Annotated in this window: 12 protein-coding genes; 9 read left to right on the top strand and 3 right to left on the bottom strand. The window is 72.4% G+C overall.

Annotated elements, in window-relative coordinates; all coding sequences use genetic code 11:
* Positions 1-233: 233 nt before the first annotated feature.
* From ABZ855_RS27070 to ABZ855_RS27060, 3 genes are read right to left on the bottom strand one after another with little or no spacing between them, the layout of a single operon-like run.
* The gene (locus ABZ855_RS27070; RefSeq protein ID WP_360811085.1) at positions 234-1,175 is read right to left on the bottom strand and encodes an aminoglycoside phosphotransferase family protein; all 942 of its coding nucleotides are present in this window, start codon (positions 1,173-1,175) and stop codon (positions 234-236) included.
* 40 nt (positions 1,176-1,215) lie between these two features.
* Complete coding sequence (locus tag ABZ855_RS27065) at positions 1,216-1,731, bottom strand: ferritin-like domain-containing protein (RefSeq protein WP_360811083.1); 516 nt, start codon at positions 1,729-1,731, stop codon at positions 1,216-1,218.
* On the bottom strand, positions 1,728-2,291 hold the full coding sequence (locus ABZ855_RS27060; protein WP_360811081.1) for a hypothetical protein: 564 nt from the start codon (positions 2,289-2,291) through the stop codon (positions 1,728-1,730). Before ABZ855_RS27060 ends, ABZ855_RS27065 begins: the two co-directional genes overlap by 4 nt.
* A gap of 215 nt (positions 2,292-2,506) precedes the next feature.
* On the opposite strand from ABZ855_RS27060, the gene rimP reads away from it, so the two are divergent.
* From rimP to ABZ855_RS27015, 9 genes are all read left to right on the top strand, one after another.
* The gene (rimP, locus tag ABZ855_RS27055) at positions 2,507-3,022 is read left to right on the top strand and encodes a ribosome maturation factor RimP (RefSeq protein WP_360811080.1); all 516 of its coding nucleotides are present in this window, start codon (positions 2,507-2,509) and stop codon (positions 3,020-3,022) included.
* A 2-nt stretch (positions 3,023-3,024) separates the two neighbouring features.
* Entirely contained in the window at positions 3,025-4,083 is a 1,059-nt protein-coding gene (gene nusA / locus ABZ855_RS27050; protein WP_360811078.1) for a transcription termination factor NusA, read from the top strand.
* Positions 4,084-4,184: 101 nt separating this feature from the next.
* The gene (locus ABZ855_RS27045) at positions 4,185-4,463 is read left to right on the top strand and encodes a YlxR family protein (RefSeq protein ID WP_360811076.1); all 279 of its coding nucleotides are present in this window, start codon (positions 4,185-4,187) and stop codon (positions 4,461-4,463) included.
* A gap of 147 nt (positions 4,464-4,610) precedes the next feature.
* Positions 4,611-7,760 (top strand): translation initiation factor IF-2, encoded by a 3,150-nt coding sequence (gene infB, locus ABZ855_RS27040; RefSeq protein WP_360811074.1) that lies wholly within the window; start codon positions 4,611-4,613, stop codon positions 7,758-7,760.
* A 295-nt stretch (positions 7,761-8,055) separates the two neighbouring features.
* Positions 8,056-8,349, top strand: a complete 294-nt coding sequence (locus ABZ855_RS27035) for a DUF503 domain-containing protein (protein ID WP_360811072.1) — start codon at positions 8,056-8,058, stop codon at positions 8,347-8,349.
* A 63-nt stretch (positions 8,350-8,412) separates the two neighbouring features.
* Positions 8,413-8,856 carry a 30S ribosome-binding factor RbfA gene (rbfA, locus tag ABZ855_RS27030; protein ID WP_319214048.1) on the top strand — a complete coding sequence of 148 codons (444 nt, stop codon included), beginning with the start codon at positions 8,413-8,415 and terminating at the stop codon, positions 8,854-8,856.
* On the top strand, positions 8,853-9,761 hold the full coding sequence (gene truB / locus ABZ855_RS27025; RefSeq protein WP_360811070.1) for a tRNA pseudouridine(55) synthase TruB: 909 nt from the start codon (positions 8,853-8,855) through the stop codon (positions 9,759-9,761). The genes rbfA and truB overlap by 4 nt, the downstream gene beginning before the upstream one ends.
* A gap of 258 nt (positions 9,762-10,019) precedes the next feature.
* The gene (locus ABZ855_RS27020; RefSeq protein WP_360811068.1) at positions 10,020-13,667 is read left to right on the top strand and encodes a trypsin-like peptidase domain-containing protein; all 3,648 of its coding nucleotides are present in this window, start codon (positions 10,020-10,022) and stop codon (positions 13,665-13,667) included.
* Between the two features lie 255 nt (positions 13,668-13,922).
* Positions 13,923-14,870 carry a bifunctional riboflavin kinase/FAD synthetase gene (locus tag ABZ855_RS27015; RefSeq protein ID WP_360811066.1) on the top strand — a complete coding sequence of 316 codons (948 nt, stop codon included), beginning with the start codon at positions 13,923-13,925 and terminating at the stop codon, positions 14,868-14,870.
* The last annotated feature ends 140 nt before the right edge of the window (positions 14,871-15,010 follow it).

Genomic DNA, 15,010 nt, shown 5'->3' with positions numbered 1-15,010 from the left:
CACGGCCTGGGACCACGTCCCACCCCAGGTGGAGCCGCCCCCCAGGGGCGCGGGGAACTGCGCGCCAAGCCCCCACCACCCCGCACCCGAGTACGCACCGGCTGATTCAGGGGCGCGGGGAACTGCGCGAAACCCCCCACCCACCGGCACCCGAGTACGCACCGGCTGATTCAGGGGCGCGGGGAACTGCGCGAAACCCCCCACCCACCGGCACCCGAAACCGCCCCGCTTCCTCAAAGCCACCCAGCAAACTCCAACAACAACTCCGCATCCCGCACCCGCCCCACCCGAAGCGCCCGCACCCCCGACTCCACCGCCCGGAACAACGTCCACCCCCGCAACCGCTCCTGATCCACATCCAGCGACTCCGCCAGCCGCCTCACCCGCCGCCGAGTGATCGCCGCCCCCGACGGCGACGCGATCAGATCCTCCACCCGGTCCCGCACCAGCCGCGCCAAATCGAACGCGCACTCCCCGACCACCGGATCCGGTCCCACCGCCAGCCACGGCACCCGCTCCGCCGCCAGCACCTTGCTCTGTCGGAACGTCCCATGCAGCAACCGCGCCTCGGGCGGCGCCACCAGCAACTCCGCGCGCGCGGCCAGCGCAGCCCCGACCAGTGACTCCACCTGCGCGTCCACACCCGCACTCGCCGACATCGCCTCGGCCTGCCGCCCGGTCCGCGCGGCCACCGTCTCGAACACCGCCGCCGAGCCCGCCGGAGGCTCCACCCACAGCCGCCGCAGTGCCCCCGCCGCCTCGAGCAGCGCCTTCGCCTCGGGCAGCGACCGCACCGACACATCCGGATGCAGCCGTTCGAGCAGCAGCACACCCTCGTCGGCGGAACCGGTACCACCGGCGGAACCGGCGGAACCGGCGGACGACTCCAGCAACTGCACCGCGCCCGCCCCACCCCAGTGCGCGAGCGCCGCCCGCTCGCTCTCCGGCCGGGCCCGGCGCGGCGCGAGCTTCAGGACGGCGGGCGTGCCGTCAGCCCGTCGCACCAGTACGACCAGACTGCTGCGACCGCCCGGAACCTGCACCCGCTCCACGCTCAACACGCGTAGATCCACGGCCTGTTGGGCCACCACGGGCAGCCGCGCCAGCCAGTCGTCACCGTCCGGTACCGTCTCGCCGAGCGCCCTCACCAGACGGGGCGGCGGTTCGAAAGCCATGCGCGAGTCGTTCCTTCCGGTGCGCGGTACGCGGTACGGGCTACGCCGTGGGTGTCGCCGACGCCGTGCCCGGTGCCGACGCGGCGCCGGCCCGCTCGGCGAGACCAGGGAAGGGTACGCTCCCACCCCGCCAGCGCACCGCCCGCACCGCGGCCTCCCGCAGCCCCTCGGCACCCGTCCGGCGCCGCTCGCCCCCGGTCGCCCGGACCAGGTCGGAGTACACCCCGGCGACCCGCTCCTCGAGCTCGGCGGCGAGACGGACGGCGGCGTCGGAGTCCGACACGGCAAACGGCAGCGCGTACCCGGCGGCCGCCGCGACCGGCGTACCCCCGAGGGCCCGCACCGCGCGCGCCAGCTCGTCGCGCCGGGCCCGATGGGCGTCGTACGCGGCCCGTGCCTCGCCCCGGCGGTCCTCGCCGATCAGCCCGCCGACAACCCCGTACCCGTACACCGCCGCGTGCTCGGCGCCCAAGGCGGCCTGGAGCGCGGTCAGTTCACCGGCGTCCTCCTCCGCCTTCCGTGTCTTCTCCGCCCCCTGAAAACCAGCCCCGCTCACTTCACGCCCTCCGTCAGCAGATACACATGCGCGGCCCCGGCAGCCGCGACCGAGGCCAGCAGCCGCGCCAGCTCCCCGGGCACATCGAGCAGCGCCTTCATACGCCGGTCCACAAGCGTCCGTTCGGCGGCGGCGAGCCCGGCGAGAGCGTCCCGCTCGCTAGTCGGAGCCGCAGCAGCGGAAGCCGAAGCCGAAGCGGCAGCCGTGGGCGACGCGGACGGCGACACCGGCGAGGGCGTGGGCGTCTGCGTCTGCCTGGCGCCCCCGAGCACCTCCGCGTGGCGCACGACCTCCGCCCGCAGCTCCGACAGCCGCTCCGCCAGCACCGGGAACGCGGCGATCGCCGTGTCGTACTGCCGTACGAGACCCGCGCTGTCCTGAGCCGCACGCGCGCGTGTGCGTTCGGCGACCGACGGACTGCCGGCGCTCGTGGCGTCCGTGTCGGGCTCGGCGGAGCAGCCCACGAGGAGGGCGGCGCCCGCGGCCGAGGCGAGCAGGGTCCTTCGGCGCGGACCAGGAGGGGTTCCCGGCGGAGTGTGCGACGGCGGGGGGAACGGCACGGCAGACGTCCTCGCAGGGCTCGTACGAACGGAACACCAGGGATGGGCGGCACGCCCGTGATCACCGTACCCGCGCCCCGACCCGCCACCCGCCACCGGCGCAGCCGGGCGAGGGCCGGTGTTCCCGTGGACGGCAACACCCTCCGGGACCGGATACCCTTTGACCTGACACACGACCTACCCACAACAGCACACGCGGCCGAGGAGTCACCCGGATGAGCACCACCCAGAGCGAGAGGCTTCGAGAGCTCCTGGAGCCGCTCGTCAGCTCGCAGGGTCTCGATCTCGAAGAGATCGCAGTGGAGTCCGTCGGGCGCAAGAGAGTGCTGAGGGTCGTCGTCGATTCCGACGACGGTGCCGATCTGGACGCGGTCGCCGATGTGAGCCGTGCGCTCTCGGCGAAGCTCGACGAGACCGACGCGATGGGCGCGGGGGAGTACACCCTGGAGGTCGGCACCCCCGGCGCCGAGCGCGCGCTCACCGAGCACCGGCACTACGTACGTGCCGTGGACCGGCTGGTGAGGTTCCAGCTCACCGAGGGCGGCGGCGAAGTGGTCGCCAGGATCCTGACCGTGGACGACGCGGGCGTGGACCTCGAGGTACCGGGCGTGAAGGGCCGCAAGGCCACCGCCCGCAGGCTCGCCTTCGACGACATCGACAAGGCCCGCGTCCAGGTCGAGTTCAACCGCAAGGGCAAGCAGGAAGACATGACGGAAGAGGAGGAGGCGTAGCCGTGGACATCGACATGAGTGCCCTGCGGGGCTTGGTGCGGGAGAAGGAGATCTCCTTCGACCTGCTGGTCGAAGCGATCGAGTCGGCCCTCCTCATCGCCTACCACCGCACCGAGGGAAGCCGCCGCCACGCGCGCGTGAAGCTCGACCGGGAGACCGGTCATGTGACCGTGTGGGCGAAGGAGGACCCCCAGGAGCTGGAGGAGGGGCAGGAGGCACGCGAGTTCGACGACACTCCGTCGGACTTCGGCCGGATCGCCGCCACCACCGCCAAGCAGGTCATCCTGCAACGCCTGCGCGACGCCGAGGACGACGCGACGCTCGGCGAGTACGCGGGCCGCGAGGGCGACATCGTCACCGGTGTCGTCCAGCAGGGCCGCGACCCGAAGAACGTGCTGGTCGACATCGGCAAGCTGGAGGCCATCCTGCCGGTGCAGGAGCAGGTCCCCGGCGAGACCTACCAGCACGGGCTGCGGCTGCGGTCGTACGTCGTACGAGTGGCGAAGGGCGTGCGCGGTCCGTCCGTCACCCTCTCGCGCACGCACCCCAACCTCGTGAAGAAGCTCTTCGCGCTGGAGGTGCCCGAGATCGCCGACGGTTCCGTGGAGATCACGGCCATCGCGCGTGAGGCCGGTCACCGCACGAAGATCGCCGTACGGTCGACGCGCAGCGGCCTGAACGCCAAGGGGGCCTGCATCGGTCCCATGGGCAGCCGGGTGCGCAGCGTCATGGCGGAACTGAACGGCGAGAAGATCGACATCGTCGACTGGTCGGACGACCCGGCCGACATGGTGGCGAACGCGCTGTCACCCGCCCGGGTCAACAAGGTGGAGGTCGTCGACCTCGCGGCCCGCTCCGCGCGCGTGACGGTCCCCGACTACCAGCTGTCGCTGGCGATCGGCAAGGAAGGCCAGAACGCCCGGCTCGCGGCCAGGCTCACCGGCTGGCGGATCGACATCCGTCCGGACACCGAGCAGCCGTCCGATCAGCAGTCCGACAGGCAGCCCGAAAGGGCTGATGAGAGGGCTGCCGAGAGGCCTGGCGGACGGTCCCGGGACTAGCGGGGGAATAGATCCAAGCCGCAGGTGGCTGAGATCACGACAACAACCGTTCGATTCTTGCCTCAAATGGGTGAGGTCGCTGCGGGGAGGTAGACTTAGGAGTGTCTGGCCGGACGCGTGCCCGCGTATGCCCTGAACGCACCTGTGTGGGGTGTCGGGAGCGAGCGGCCAAGAAGGATCTGCTGCGCATCGTGGCGGTCGAGGGCGAATGTGTCCCTGATCATCGCGGTACGCTGCCCGGCCGGGGTGCGTACGTGCACCCCGCCGTGGTCTGTCTCGACCTGGCGGTACGCCGCCGGGCGTTCCCACGGGCACTGCGTGCCCAGGGAGTGCTCGACACCGTGGCGTTGCGCCAGTACGTCGAGCAGGCAACACCGTAGGACGCGTCGCGCGGAACCCCGTGCGGCTCTGGTACCCCCGCGAGTTGGAAGTAGGTCGAGATTGCGATGAGCACTCGATGAGCACGCGATGAGTACGCCCATGAAGTAGCGACGGTCCGGCCGCAACCCGGACCTAAAAGGAGCGAAGTGGCTAAGGTCCGGGTATACGAACTCGCCAAGGAGTTCGGGGTGGAGAGCAAGGCTGTCATGGCCAAGCTCCAGGAACTCGGTGAATTCGTCCGATCGGCATCCTCGACGATCGAGGCGCCCGTAGTACGCAAGTTGACAGACGCCTTCCAGGGTGGCAGCAGCGCCAAGCCCGGCGCCCCGCGCAAGCCTGCCCCCAAGCCCGGCGCGCCCTCCCCGGCGCAGTCGGCCCGTCCGGCTGCCCCGCGGCCGCCGGCCCCCAAGCCCGCCGCGGCCGAGCGCCCGGCGGCGCCCGCCGCACCGAGCGCGCCGGTCACCCCCGTCACGCCTGCCCCTCAGGGCTCGCGTCCGACGCCGGGTCCCCGGCCCGCGCCGAGGCCGGCCCCCGCGGCGCCGACCACGCCGGAGTTCACCGCTCCGCCGTCGGCCCCGGTCACTCCGGCCGCCGCACAGGCCCCGCGTCCCAGCAGCGGTGCCCGTCCCGGCGCCCCGCGTCCCGGTGCCCGTCCCTCGGGTCCCGGCCAGGGCCAGGGCCAGGGTCAGGACCGCGGCCAGGGCCGTGCCGAGCGTCCGGGCGCCCCGCGTCCGGGTGGCCAGGCCGCCCCGCGTCCCGGCGGTGCCCGTCCCGCGGGTCCGCGTCCGGGCAACAACCCCTTCACGTCCGGTGGTTCCACCGGCATGGCGCGTCCCCAGTCGCCCCGTCCGCAGGGCGCCCCGCGTCCCGGCGGCCAGGGTGGCCCCGGTGGCGCTCCCAGCGCCGGCGGTCCGCGTCCGCAGGGTGCGGGCGGCGGCCAGGGTGCTCCCCGTCCCCAGGGTCCGGGCGGCGCCCGTCCGACCCCGGGCGGCATGCCCCGTCCGCAGGGTGGTCCCGGTGGCGCTCCGCGTCCCGGTGGCGGCCCCGGCGGTAACCGTCCCAACCCCGGCATGATGCCGCAGCGTCCCGCTGCCGGCAGCCCCCGTCCCGGTGGTGGCCCCGGTGGCCGCGGTCCCGGTGGCGGCGGCGGTCGTCCGGGCGGTCCCGGCGGTGGCGGCGGTCGTCCCGGTGGCGGCGGCGGCTTCGCCGGTCGTCCCGGTGGCGGCGGTGGCGGCTTCGCCGGTCGTCCGGCCGGTCCCGGTGGTGGCGGTGGCGGCGGCTTCGCCGGCCGTCCCGGTGGTCCCGGCGGTGGCGGCGGCGGTCGTCCCGGCTTCGGCGGTCGTCCCGGTGGTCCGGGTGGCCGTGGTGGCACGCAGGGCGCCTTCGGTCGTCCCGGTGGTCCCGCGCGTCGTGGTCGCAAGTCGAAGCGGCAGAGGCGCCAGGAGTACGAGGCCATGCAGGCCCCGTCGGTCGGCGGCGTCATGCTGCCTCGCGGCAACGGACAGTCCGTCCGCCTGTCGCGTGGTGCTTCCCTGACCGACTTCGCCGAGAAGATCGGCGCCAACCCGGCGTCGCTCGTCGGCGTGATGATGAACCTCGGCGAGATGGTCACCGCCACGCAGTCCGTCTCCGACGAGACGCTGAGGCTCCTCGCGGACGAGATGAACTTCGTCCTCGAGATCGTCAGCCCGGAGGAGGAGGACCGCGAGCTGCTCGAGTCCTTCGACATCGAGTTCGGCGAGGACGAGGGTGGCGAGGAGTTCCTCGTCGCGCGTCCGCCGGTCGTGACCGTCATGGGTCACGTCGACCACGGTAAGACCCGCCTCCTCGACACCATCCGCAAGACGAACGTCGTCGCGGGCGAGGCCGGCGGTATCACCCAGCACATCGGTGCGTACCAGGTCACGACCCAGGTCAACGACGAAGAGCGCAAGATCACCTTCATCGACACCCCGGGTCACGAGGCGTTCACCGCCATGCGTGCCCGTGGTGCCAAGTCGACCGACATCGCGATCCTCGTGGTGGCGGCCAACGACGGTGTGATGCCACAGACGATCGAGGCGCTGAACCACGCCAAGGCGGCCGACGTGCCGATCGTGGTCGCGGTCAACAAGATCGACGTCGAGGGCGCCGACCCGACCAAGGTGCGCGGTCAGCTCACCGAGTTCGGTCTGGTGGCCGAGGAGTACGGCGGCGACACGATGTTCGTCGACATCTCCGCCAAGCAGGGCCTCAACATCGACGCCCTACTGGAGGCCGTGGTCCTCACCGCGGACGCCTCGCTCGACCTGCGGGCCAACCCGGAGCAGGACGCGCAGGGCATCGCGATCGAGTCCCACCTCGACCGTGGCCGCGGTGCCGTCTCGACGGTCCTGGTCCAGCGCGGCACGCTGCGCATCGGCGACACGATGGTGGTCGGCGACGCGTACGGCCGAGTCCGGGCCATGCTCGACGACAACGGCAACAACGTCGAGGAAGCGACCCCGTCGACCCCCGTCCTGGTGTTGGGTCTCACCAACGTCCCGGGCGCCGGCGACAACTTCCTGGTCGTCGACGAGGACCGTACGGCGCGTCAGATCGCAGAGAAGCGGGCGGCGCGCGAGCGCAACGCCAACTTCGCCCGCCGGGGTGTCCGGTTCTCCCTGGAGAACCTGGACGAGGCCCTCAAGGCCGGTCTGGTGCAGGAACTCAACCTCATCATCAAGGGCGACGCGTCCGGTTCGGTGGAGGCTCTCGAGTCCTCGCTGCTCCAGCTCGACGTCGGCGACGAGGTCGACATCCGCGTCCTGCACCGCGGTGTGGGTGCGGTCACCGAGTCGGACATCGACCTGGCGACCGGCTCCGACGCCATCGTCATCGGCTTCAACGTCCGCGCTGCGGGCCGCGCGGCGCAGATGGCGGAGCGCGAGGGCGTCGACGTCCGCTACTACTCGGTGATCTACCAGGCCATCGAGGAGATCGAGGCGGCCCTCAAGGGCATGCTCAAGCCGGAGTACGAAGAGGTCGAGCTCGGTACGGCGGAGATCCGCGAGGTCTTCCGCTCGTCCAAGCTGGGCAACATCGCCGGTGTGCTGGTCCGCTCCGGCGAGGTCAAGCGCAACACCAAGGCGCGGTTGCTGCGCGATGGCAAGGTCATCGCGGAGAGCCTCACCATCTCCGGTCTGCGTCGCTTCAAGGACGACGTCACCGAGATCCGCGAAGGGTTCGAGGGCGGTATCAACCTCGGCAACTTCAACGACATCAAGGTCGACGACGTCATCGCGACCTACGAGATGCGCGAGAAGCCGCGCGGCTAAGCGGTAGCTGGCCGACAGGGAGAGGTCCCCGTCGGCCGGCTGGGGCTGAACGAACCTTGTCCTCAAACGCCGGAGGGGCTGATTTTCAGCCCGTCCGGCGTTTGAGGACGAGCGCTTTCAGCGCGAAAGGGGGGTCTGGGGGCGCAGCCCCCAGGGATGGGACGGGTAGGGGCGGCGGGGGCGAGGAACAATCCCGTCGAGCCACCGGCCCACACGCTGTACCGTTCTCGATGTCCCCGCCCACACCGTCGGCGGGGCCATCGATCCCGCACCGGCGGGTCATCCGGATACACACATGTACGTGGGGACTCTGTCCTTCGACCTCCTGCTCGGCGACGTACGCTCGCTGAAGGAGAAGCGCTCCGTCGTCCGCCCGATCGTCGCCGAACTGCAGCGCAAGTACGCGGTGAGCGCGGCCGAGGTCGAGCACCTGGACCTGCACCGCAGAGCCGGCATCGGCCTGGCGGTGGTGGCAGGGGACACGGAGCACATCACCGATGTGCTGGACCAGTGCGAGCGACTGGTCGCCGCCCGCCCCGAAGTGGAACTGCTGTCCGTACGACGGCGCCTCCACGGCGAGGACGACTAGCGCCGGTGCCCAGCACGGACGAACGACCGAAAACGCAGAACAGAAAGAACGGGAGACGGACCAGTGGCCGACAACGCGCGGGCGAAGAGGTTGGCTGACCTCATCCGAGAGGTGGTGGCCCAGAAGCTGCTGCGCGGGATCAAGGACCCGCGGCTCGGCACCCAGGTCACCATCACGGACACCCGGGTCACCGGGGACCTCCGGGAGGCGACCGTCTTCTACACGGTGTACGGGGGCGAGGAGGAGCGGGCAGCCGCGGCCGCCGGTCTGGAGAGCGCCAAGGGCGTTCTGCGCTCCGCGGTCGGCCAGGCCGCGGGTGTGAAGTTCACGCCGACCCTGACCTTCGTCGCGGACGCCCTCCCGGACACGGCCAAGAACATCGAGGACCTCCTCGACAAGGCCCGTGCCTCCGACGCACAGGTGCGCCAGGCGTCCGCGGGCGCCGCGTTCGCCGGTGACGCGGACCCGTACAAGAAGCCGGACGACGAGGACGACACCGCCGAATGACGCAGAAGAACACCAGGACGCCCGACGGTCTTGTCATTGTCGACAAGCCGTCGGGCTTCACTTCGCACGACGTCGTCGCCAAGATGCGCGGGATCGCCAGGACCCGCCGCGTCGGACACGCCGGCACCCTCGACCCCATGGCCACGGGCGTGCTCGTCCTCGGGGTGGAGCGGGCGACCAAGCTGCTCGGCCATCTGGCGCTGACAGAGAAGGAGTACCTGGGCACCGTCCGCCTCGGCCAGAACACGCTCACCGACGACGCCGAGGGGGAGATCACCTCCTCCACCGACGCCTCCGCGGTCACCCGCGAGGGCATCGACGCCGGCGTCGCCAAGCTGACCGGCCGCATCATGCAGGTGCCGTCCAAGGTCAGCGCCATCAAGATCGACGGCGTGCGCTCCTACAAACGGGCCCGTGAGGGCGAGGACTTCGAGATCCCGGCCCGCCCGGTCACCGTCTCGTCCTTCGCGGTGTACGACGTCCGGGAGGCGGTCGCGGCCGACGGGACCCCCGTACTCGACCTGGTCGTGTCGGTGGTGTGCTCCTCGGGCACGTACATCCGCGCCCTGGCCCGGGACCTGGGCGCCGATCTCGGGGTCGGCGGTCACCTCACCGCGCTGCGCCGGACGCGGGTCGGCCCGTACAAGCTGGACGGGGCGCGGACGCTCGACCAGTTGCAGCAGGAGCTGACGGTGATGCCGATCGGCGAGGCAGCCACGGCCGCGTTCCCGCGCTGGAACGTGGACGAGCGTCGGGCACGCCTGCTGACGAACGGTGTACGGCTGGAGATGCCCGAGGAGTACGCGGGCGCGGGCGCCGTCGCCGTGTTCGATCCCGCCGGGCGGTTCCTCGCCCTGGTGGAGGAGGAGAAGGGCAAGGCGAAGAGCCTCGCGGTCTTCGTCTGAGCCTGCCGCTGCCGCGCCGTGGAGCGGCGATCACGGGGACACGTTCCCGCCGCTCCACGGTTCCCCCTCGGTTCCCCCACCCAGAGGTGTATCCACCCCTCAGGATTCATTCACCCGTCCGGGCAGGCGCTCGGAGTGAACTGAGGGGGCGGAAGGGGGCGCGTTCGCCGCACGCCCTGTCCTGCTGATCATCGATTGCCTACCGTCGACGTAGACGCGTGCGTACGCAGGCTCGCGTGTTCGGCGGGGAGGTCGACGATGACGGGACGGGGCCCGCGCGCCGGGGGCGGCCGTCGGCCGTCGGCCGGTGCGCCCAAGGAGCGGGACGGCGAAGCGGCCGCGGAGGCTGCCGACGATTCGCTCGTCCGGGTGTGTGACCTGGCCGGACGCCCACGCGGCATGGGCTTCGTCGCCGACCACCACGGCACGCTGATCACCAGCCACGAGGCGGTCGACGGCCTGGCCCGGCTGGTCCTGCACAGCGCCGCAGACCGTACGTGCGCGGTGTCGACGGCGGACGCGGTCACCCCTCTTCCGGCGCTCGGCCTGGCCCTCGTACACACCGAGGGCCTGCGGGTGGACCCGCTCCCCGTCTCCGTAAGGGACCGGGTCGCGACCGGCACGTATGTACGGATCATGGCGGGCGGCTGGCGCGAGGCGCGCGTGCTCGGCACCACGGACGTCAGGTACACGGCAACGGACCGCTTCCATCTCCTCTCCGACGCCCTCGAGTTGGCCATCGGCACTGCGGGTAGTGACGCACTGCGACTGGGCGGCGGCGCGGCCGGGGGACCGGTGCTCGACCGTACGACGGGAGCGGTGCTGGGCGTCCTGGGCACCGCCCTGTCACCGCAGCCCACGGCGGCGCCGGGAGAACCGGCCGGACATCGGGCGGCCGGTTTCGCCCTCCCGCTGCGCGACCGGCAGCCGGGCGGCCTCGGCCCGCTCACCGACCTCCTCGCCCGCAACGCGGCGACGGTGCCCGCCTACGGCGCCGACCTGAATCTCGCCGGCGTCCTGGAACTCACGGCCACCTCGGTGGGCTCGGACGGACCGCCGGGCGCGCTGGCGGGCTTCATGGGGCGTACGTCGGCCGGTGTGGACGCGGGAGCGGTCGAGCCGGTCGAACGGGCGGAACTGGCCCGCGAGTTGAAGGCGTTCACCGTCGAACGCGCGACCCCGGCCGTCCTCCTCGGCCTGGTCGGGGCCCCGGGCAGCGGCCGTACGACGGAACTCGCGGCCCTCGCCGCCCGCCGCCACCAGGACACGGAACCGGCGCCCACCCTGTGGCTGCGCGGCGCCGACCTGCGCGACGACGACACGTCGGTGGCGGACGCGGCCCGCCGCGCACTGGACCGCGCGGCCCGGATCGTGGCCGCGTCGGGTGCGTACGGCACCGACCTGGGCGACATCACCCCGGAACGCCTGGCCCGCCTCGCCCACCGGACCGGCCGCCCCCTTCTGCTCCTCCTCGACGGCCCGGAGGAGATGCCGCCGCTCCTGGCCCACCGCGCCAAGGACTGGACAAGGGCGACGCAGACCTGGCTCCACGAGACGAACGCCCGCCTGGTGATGGCCTGCCGCCCGGAGTACTGGGAGCAGACGGCGGGCGCATCCGAACGCGCACCCCAACCCGAGTCCCCGTCCCACCCCCAGCCCGAGTCCCACCCCCAGCCCCATCCTCCGCACCACCTCCTCCTCACCGACCTCACCGAAGCCGAGGCACGGCAGGCCCAAGTCCGCTACGCCATCCCTCCGTCCGCCCTGACGCCCCAGGACGCCCGCCACCCCCTCACCCTCCGTCTCCTCTCCGAAGTCCGCGCCGCCCTGCCCGCACTTCCCGAAGCCCCCGACGCCCGCACCCCCCGGCTCGACCGCCACACCGTCTTCACCGCCTACCTCGACCTGATGTGCCTGCGCATCGCCGTCCGCCTCGCCGTCGAGAACGGCCTGCGTGGCACGTCGGTACGCCGACTCGCCGCCAGGGTGTCCGGCCAGGTCCACGAGGCCGCCCGGCGCAGCCTGGGCCCCGGTCAGGGCGAGTTGGACCGCGCGTCCTTCGAGTCCGTGTTCCCCTGGGGCCCCGCCCCGGCCCGCCTGGGCGGCGGCACGGGCTGGGCCTCCGCCGTCCTCACCGAGGGACTCCTCGTCCCCGCGGGCACCGGCTACCGCTTCGCCCACGAGGAACTCGCCGACTGGATCCAGGGCACGCACCTGGACCTGGACGAGGCACTGCACGCCCTGGTCCACCGGCGCCGCCCGGACAACGGCAAGGACAGGGACACGGCTCCCGTCCCCGTACCGCACCACCGCATCGGGCCGGTCGTCCAGGCGATGCTGCTGCTCGCCCGCCAGCACGGCGCCCCCGAACTGGCGCACCGGCTGCGGGAGTTGGTGCAGGCACTGAACCCCGGGTCCGCGCCCCGCGCCACGGCCTCCACCTGGTGGGCCATCCATCTCCTGACCGACGTACTCCGCCAGGTCCCCGACGCGACCCCGTACACCCATGTCCTGCGTCTCCTCGCCGACCACATCGTGAGCTGCCGCCGACAGAACCGGCCGGTGCCTCCGGAGTGGGGTCCCTCCTTCTGGACCGCCCTCCCGCTCCCCGAAGCCACCCGTGTCGACCTCCTGCGCCGGCTGGTCGCCGGCGACGACCCTCCGGACCGGTCCGACCGGCCCCGCTACCTGGACGCCGTGGCCGACCTGCTCGCCGCCGACCCCACCGCCGTGCAGCCGCTTCTCGCGTGCTGGTTCGACGACGACCGTCCGCTGCCCGCGATGCCGGACGCGACCGTGGCGACCGCGGCACAGGCGCTGCTGCACACCCACCGCCACCGGGCCCTGGACGATCTGACCGAGGTGCTCGTCGACAGCGGGCACCGGCGCGGGGACGAACTCCTCGCCGTGCTCGCCGAGGAGGAGCCGTCCGCCCTCTGTCGGGCCGTGGACCGATGGGCGCACGACGAGCGGCCGGCCCGGCGGGTCGCGGCGATGGCGTACGCACCGCGCGCCGCACCTCATGCGCGCACCGAGGCCGACCGCGACCTCCTGCGCTACGCGGCCCTCGCGCTGCTCGCCCGCCCGGCAGACTGCACCCTGCACGGCGGTGCGCTCGCGCTCCTCGTCCGTGATCCACACACCCGCGACCGTCATCTCCCGCAGGCGTTGCGGCACTTCACGTCCGGTGACCCGCATCTCCCGCCGAGCGCCCTGGGCGCGGCTCTCGCGACCCACCCGGAACCGGTCCTCGACGCGTTCCGGACCAGGCTGCTCGGGCCGACGGCCGACGACGCCCTGCACACCCTTGCCGACCTGACGACCCCGGCCCTGGCCCGCCGGGTCGCCGCCCTCGTGGGGGAGGTGGTGGGCCGTCGGCCGGAGACCGCCGGGCACATGGCCGAGTACGTCGACCGGCGCCTGGGCCGGGGTCCCGCGGTCCGGCCCGTACTCCTGCCCCTCATCACCTGTCTCCTCGACGGCGGCCCCGCATCGGTGCGCGCGGCCCTGGCGACCGTGCTCGCCGCGCCCGGGACGCCCGCCTCACACCCCCTGCGGCATGAACTCCTCGAAGCCCTCCTCGCCAAGGAGCACGACCCCACCGTCCTGACCGCGCTGCTCAGGGCGACCGTGGAGGGCGCGCACCGCCATGGCGAGGCGCGCACCCGCGGGCTGGTGCACCGCTGCGGGCTGCTGCTCGTCCGCACACCGGACGGCGCGACGCGTTTCGACTGCCTCCTGGTCGAGCTGAGCAGACGCGTACCCGGGTTCGCGGTGCTGGTGGCGGGCTGGCTGACCGAGACCCCGGGGGAATGGGCGGCGGTGGTCGGCCCCAGCACCCGCCGCATGATCGAGAACCTGGCGGGTGTCCGGGCCCCCGCCTGGTCCGCGCACAGTCATGCCTGATTCCCGCCTGGTTCCCGCCTGATTTTCCCCTGGTTTCCGCCCGGATCATGCTCCGGACCACGTTCCGAGGCCCGCTCCGGGGCGACATTCGAGGCGACAGTCGACAATCGGTCGCGTGCGCCCTGTCACAGCCTCCATGCCGATGCGGGCGGGGCGCGCTCGGCATGGCACCCTTAGACCTGCGTGAGAAGGCCTGCGTGAGAAGGCCTGAGTAAGAGGCAGACACGGACACGGGTTCGACGAGGAGCGGTCACAGTGCAGCGCTGGCGTGGCTTGGAGGACATCCCCGAGGCCTGGGGACGCAGCGTCGTCACCATCGGCTCCTACGACGGAGTCCACCGCGGACACCAGCTGATCGTCCGGCACGCGGTGGACCGCGCTCGTGAGCTGGGCATTCCCTCGGTCGTCGTCACCTTCGACCCGCACCCCAGCGAGGTCCTGCGCCCCGGCAGCCACCCGCCGCTGCTGGCCCCGCACCACCGTCGCGCCGAACTGATGGCCGAGTTGGGTGTCGACGCCGTACTGATCCTCCCGTTCACCAAGGAGTTCTCGAAGCTCTCCCCGGCCGACTTCGTCGTCAAGGTCCTGGTCGACAAGCTGCACGCCCGGGCGGTCGTCGAGGGCCCGAACTTCCGGTTCGGTCACAAGGCCGCCGGCAACGTGGAGTTCCTGGCGGAACTCGGCCGCACCTACGACTTCGAGGTCGAGGTCGTCGACCTGTTCGTGTCGGGCGAGGCGGGCGGCGGCGAGCCGTTCTCGTCCACGCTCACCCGGCGCCTCGTCGGCGAGGGCGACCTCGGTGGCGCGCGCGAGATCCTCGGCCGCCCGCACCGGGTGGAGGGCGTCGTGGTCCGGGGAGCCCAGCGAGGCCGCGAACTCGGCTTCCCCACGGCCAACGTCGAGACGCTGCCGCACACCGCGATTCCGGCCGACGGTGTGTACGCGGGCTGGCTGCACGCGGACGGCGAGGCGATGCCGGCCGCGATCTCCGTCGGCACGAACCCGCAGTTCGACGGCACGGAGCGGACGGTGGAGGCGTACGCCATCGACCGGGTGGGCCTCGATCTGTACGGTCTGCACGTCGCCGTCGACTTCCTGGAGTTCGTGCGCGGCCAGGCGAAGTTCGACTCCCTGGACGCGCTGCTCGTGCAGATGTCGGAGGACGTGAAGAAGTGCCGTGAGCTGATCGCGGCGGCGGAATAGCGCCGAGGTAGGCAGTGGGTAGCTAGGTACACAAGAGAAGGCGGCCGGTGCCCGAGGGCACCGGGCGCCGGACTAAATAAAACCCGAGAGGGGGGGGACCGGTTGGGTGTGGGGGGGGTGGGGCGCGGGTATGGGGGGCC

The sequence above is a fragment of the Streptomyces sp. NPDC047042 genome (assembly GCF_040644035.1).
Taxonomy (GTDB): domain Bacteria; phylum Actinomycetota; class Actinomycetes; order Streptomycetales; family Streptomycetaceae; genus Streptomyces.
The sequence above is the reverse complement of the archived record's forward strand: the minus strand, read 5'-3'. Positions and strand labels throughout refer to the sequence as shown.

Excerpts from the sequence above, each read along its gene's own strand:
- truB (WP_360811070.1), top strand. The coding sequence starts at position 8,853 with ATGACGCAGAAGAACACCAGGACGCCCGACGGTCTTGTCATTGTCGAC.
- ABZ855_RS27035 (WP_360811072.1), top strand. The coding sequence starts at position 8,056 with ATGTACGTGGGGACTCTGTCCTTCGACCTCCTGCTCGGCGACGTACGC.
- ABZ855_RS27070 (WP_360811085.1), bottom strand. The coding sequence starts at position 1,175 with ATGGCTTTCGAACCGCCGCCCCGTCTGGTGAGGGCGCTCGGCGAGACG.
- rimP (WP_360811080.1), top strand. The coding sequence starts at position 2,507 with ATGAGCACCACCCAGAGCGAGAGGCTTCGAGAGCTCCTGGAGCCGCTC.
- ABZ855_RS27020 (WP_360811068.1), top strand. The coding sequence starts at position 10,020 with ATGACGGGACGGGGCCCGCGCGCCGGGGGCGGCCGTCGGCCGTCGGCC.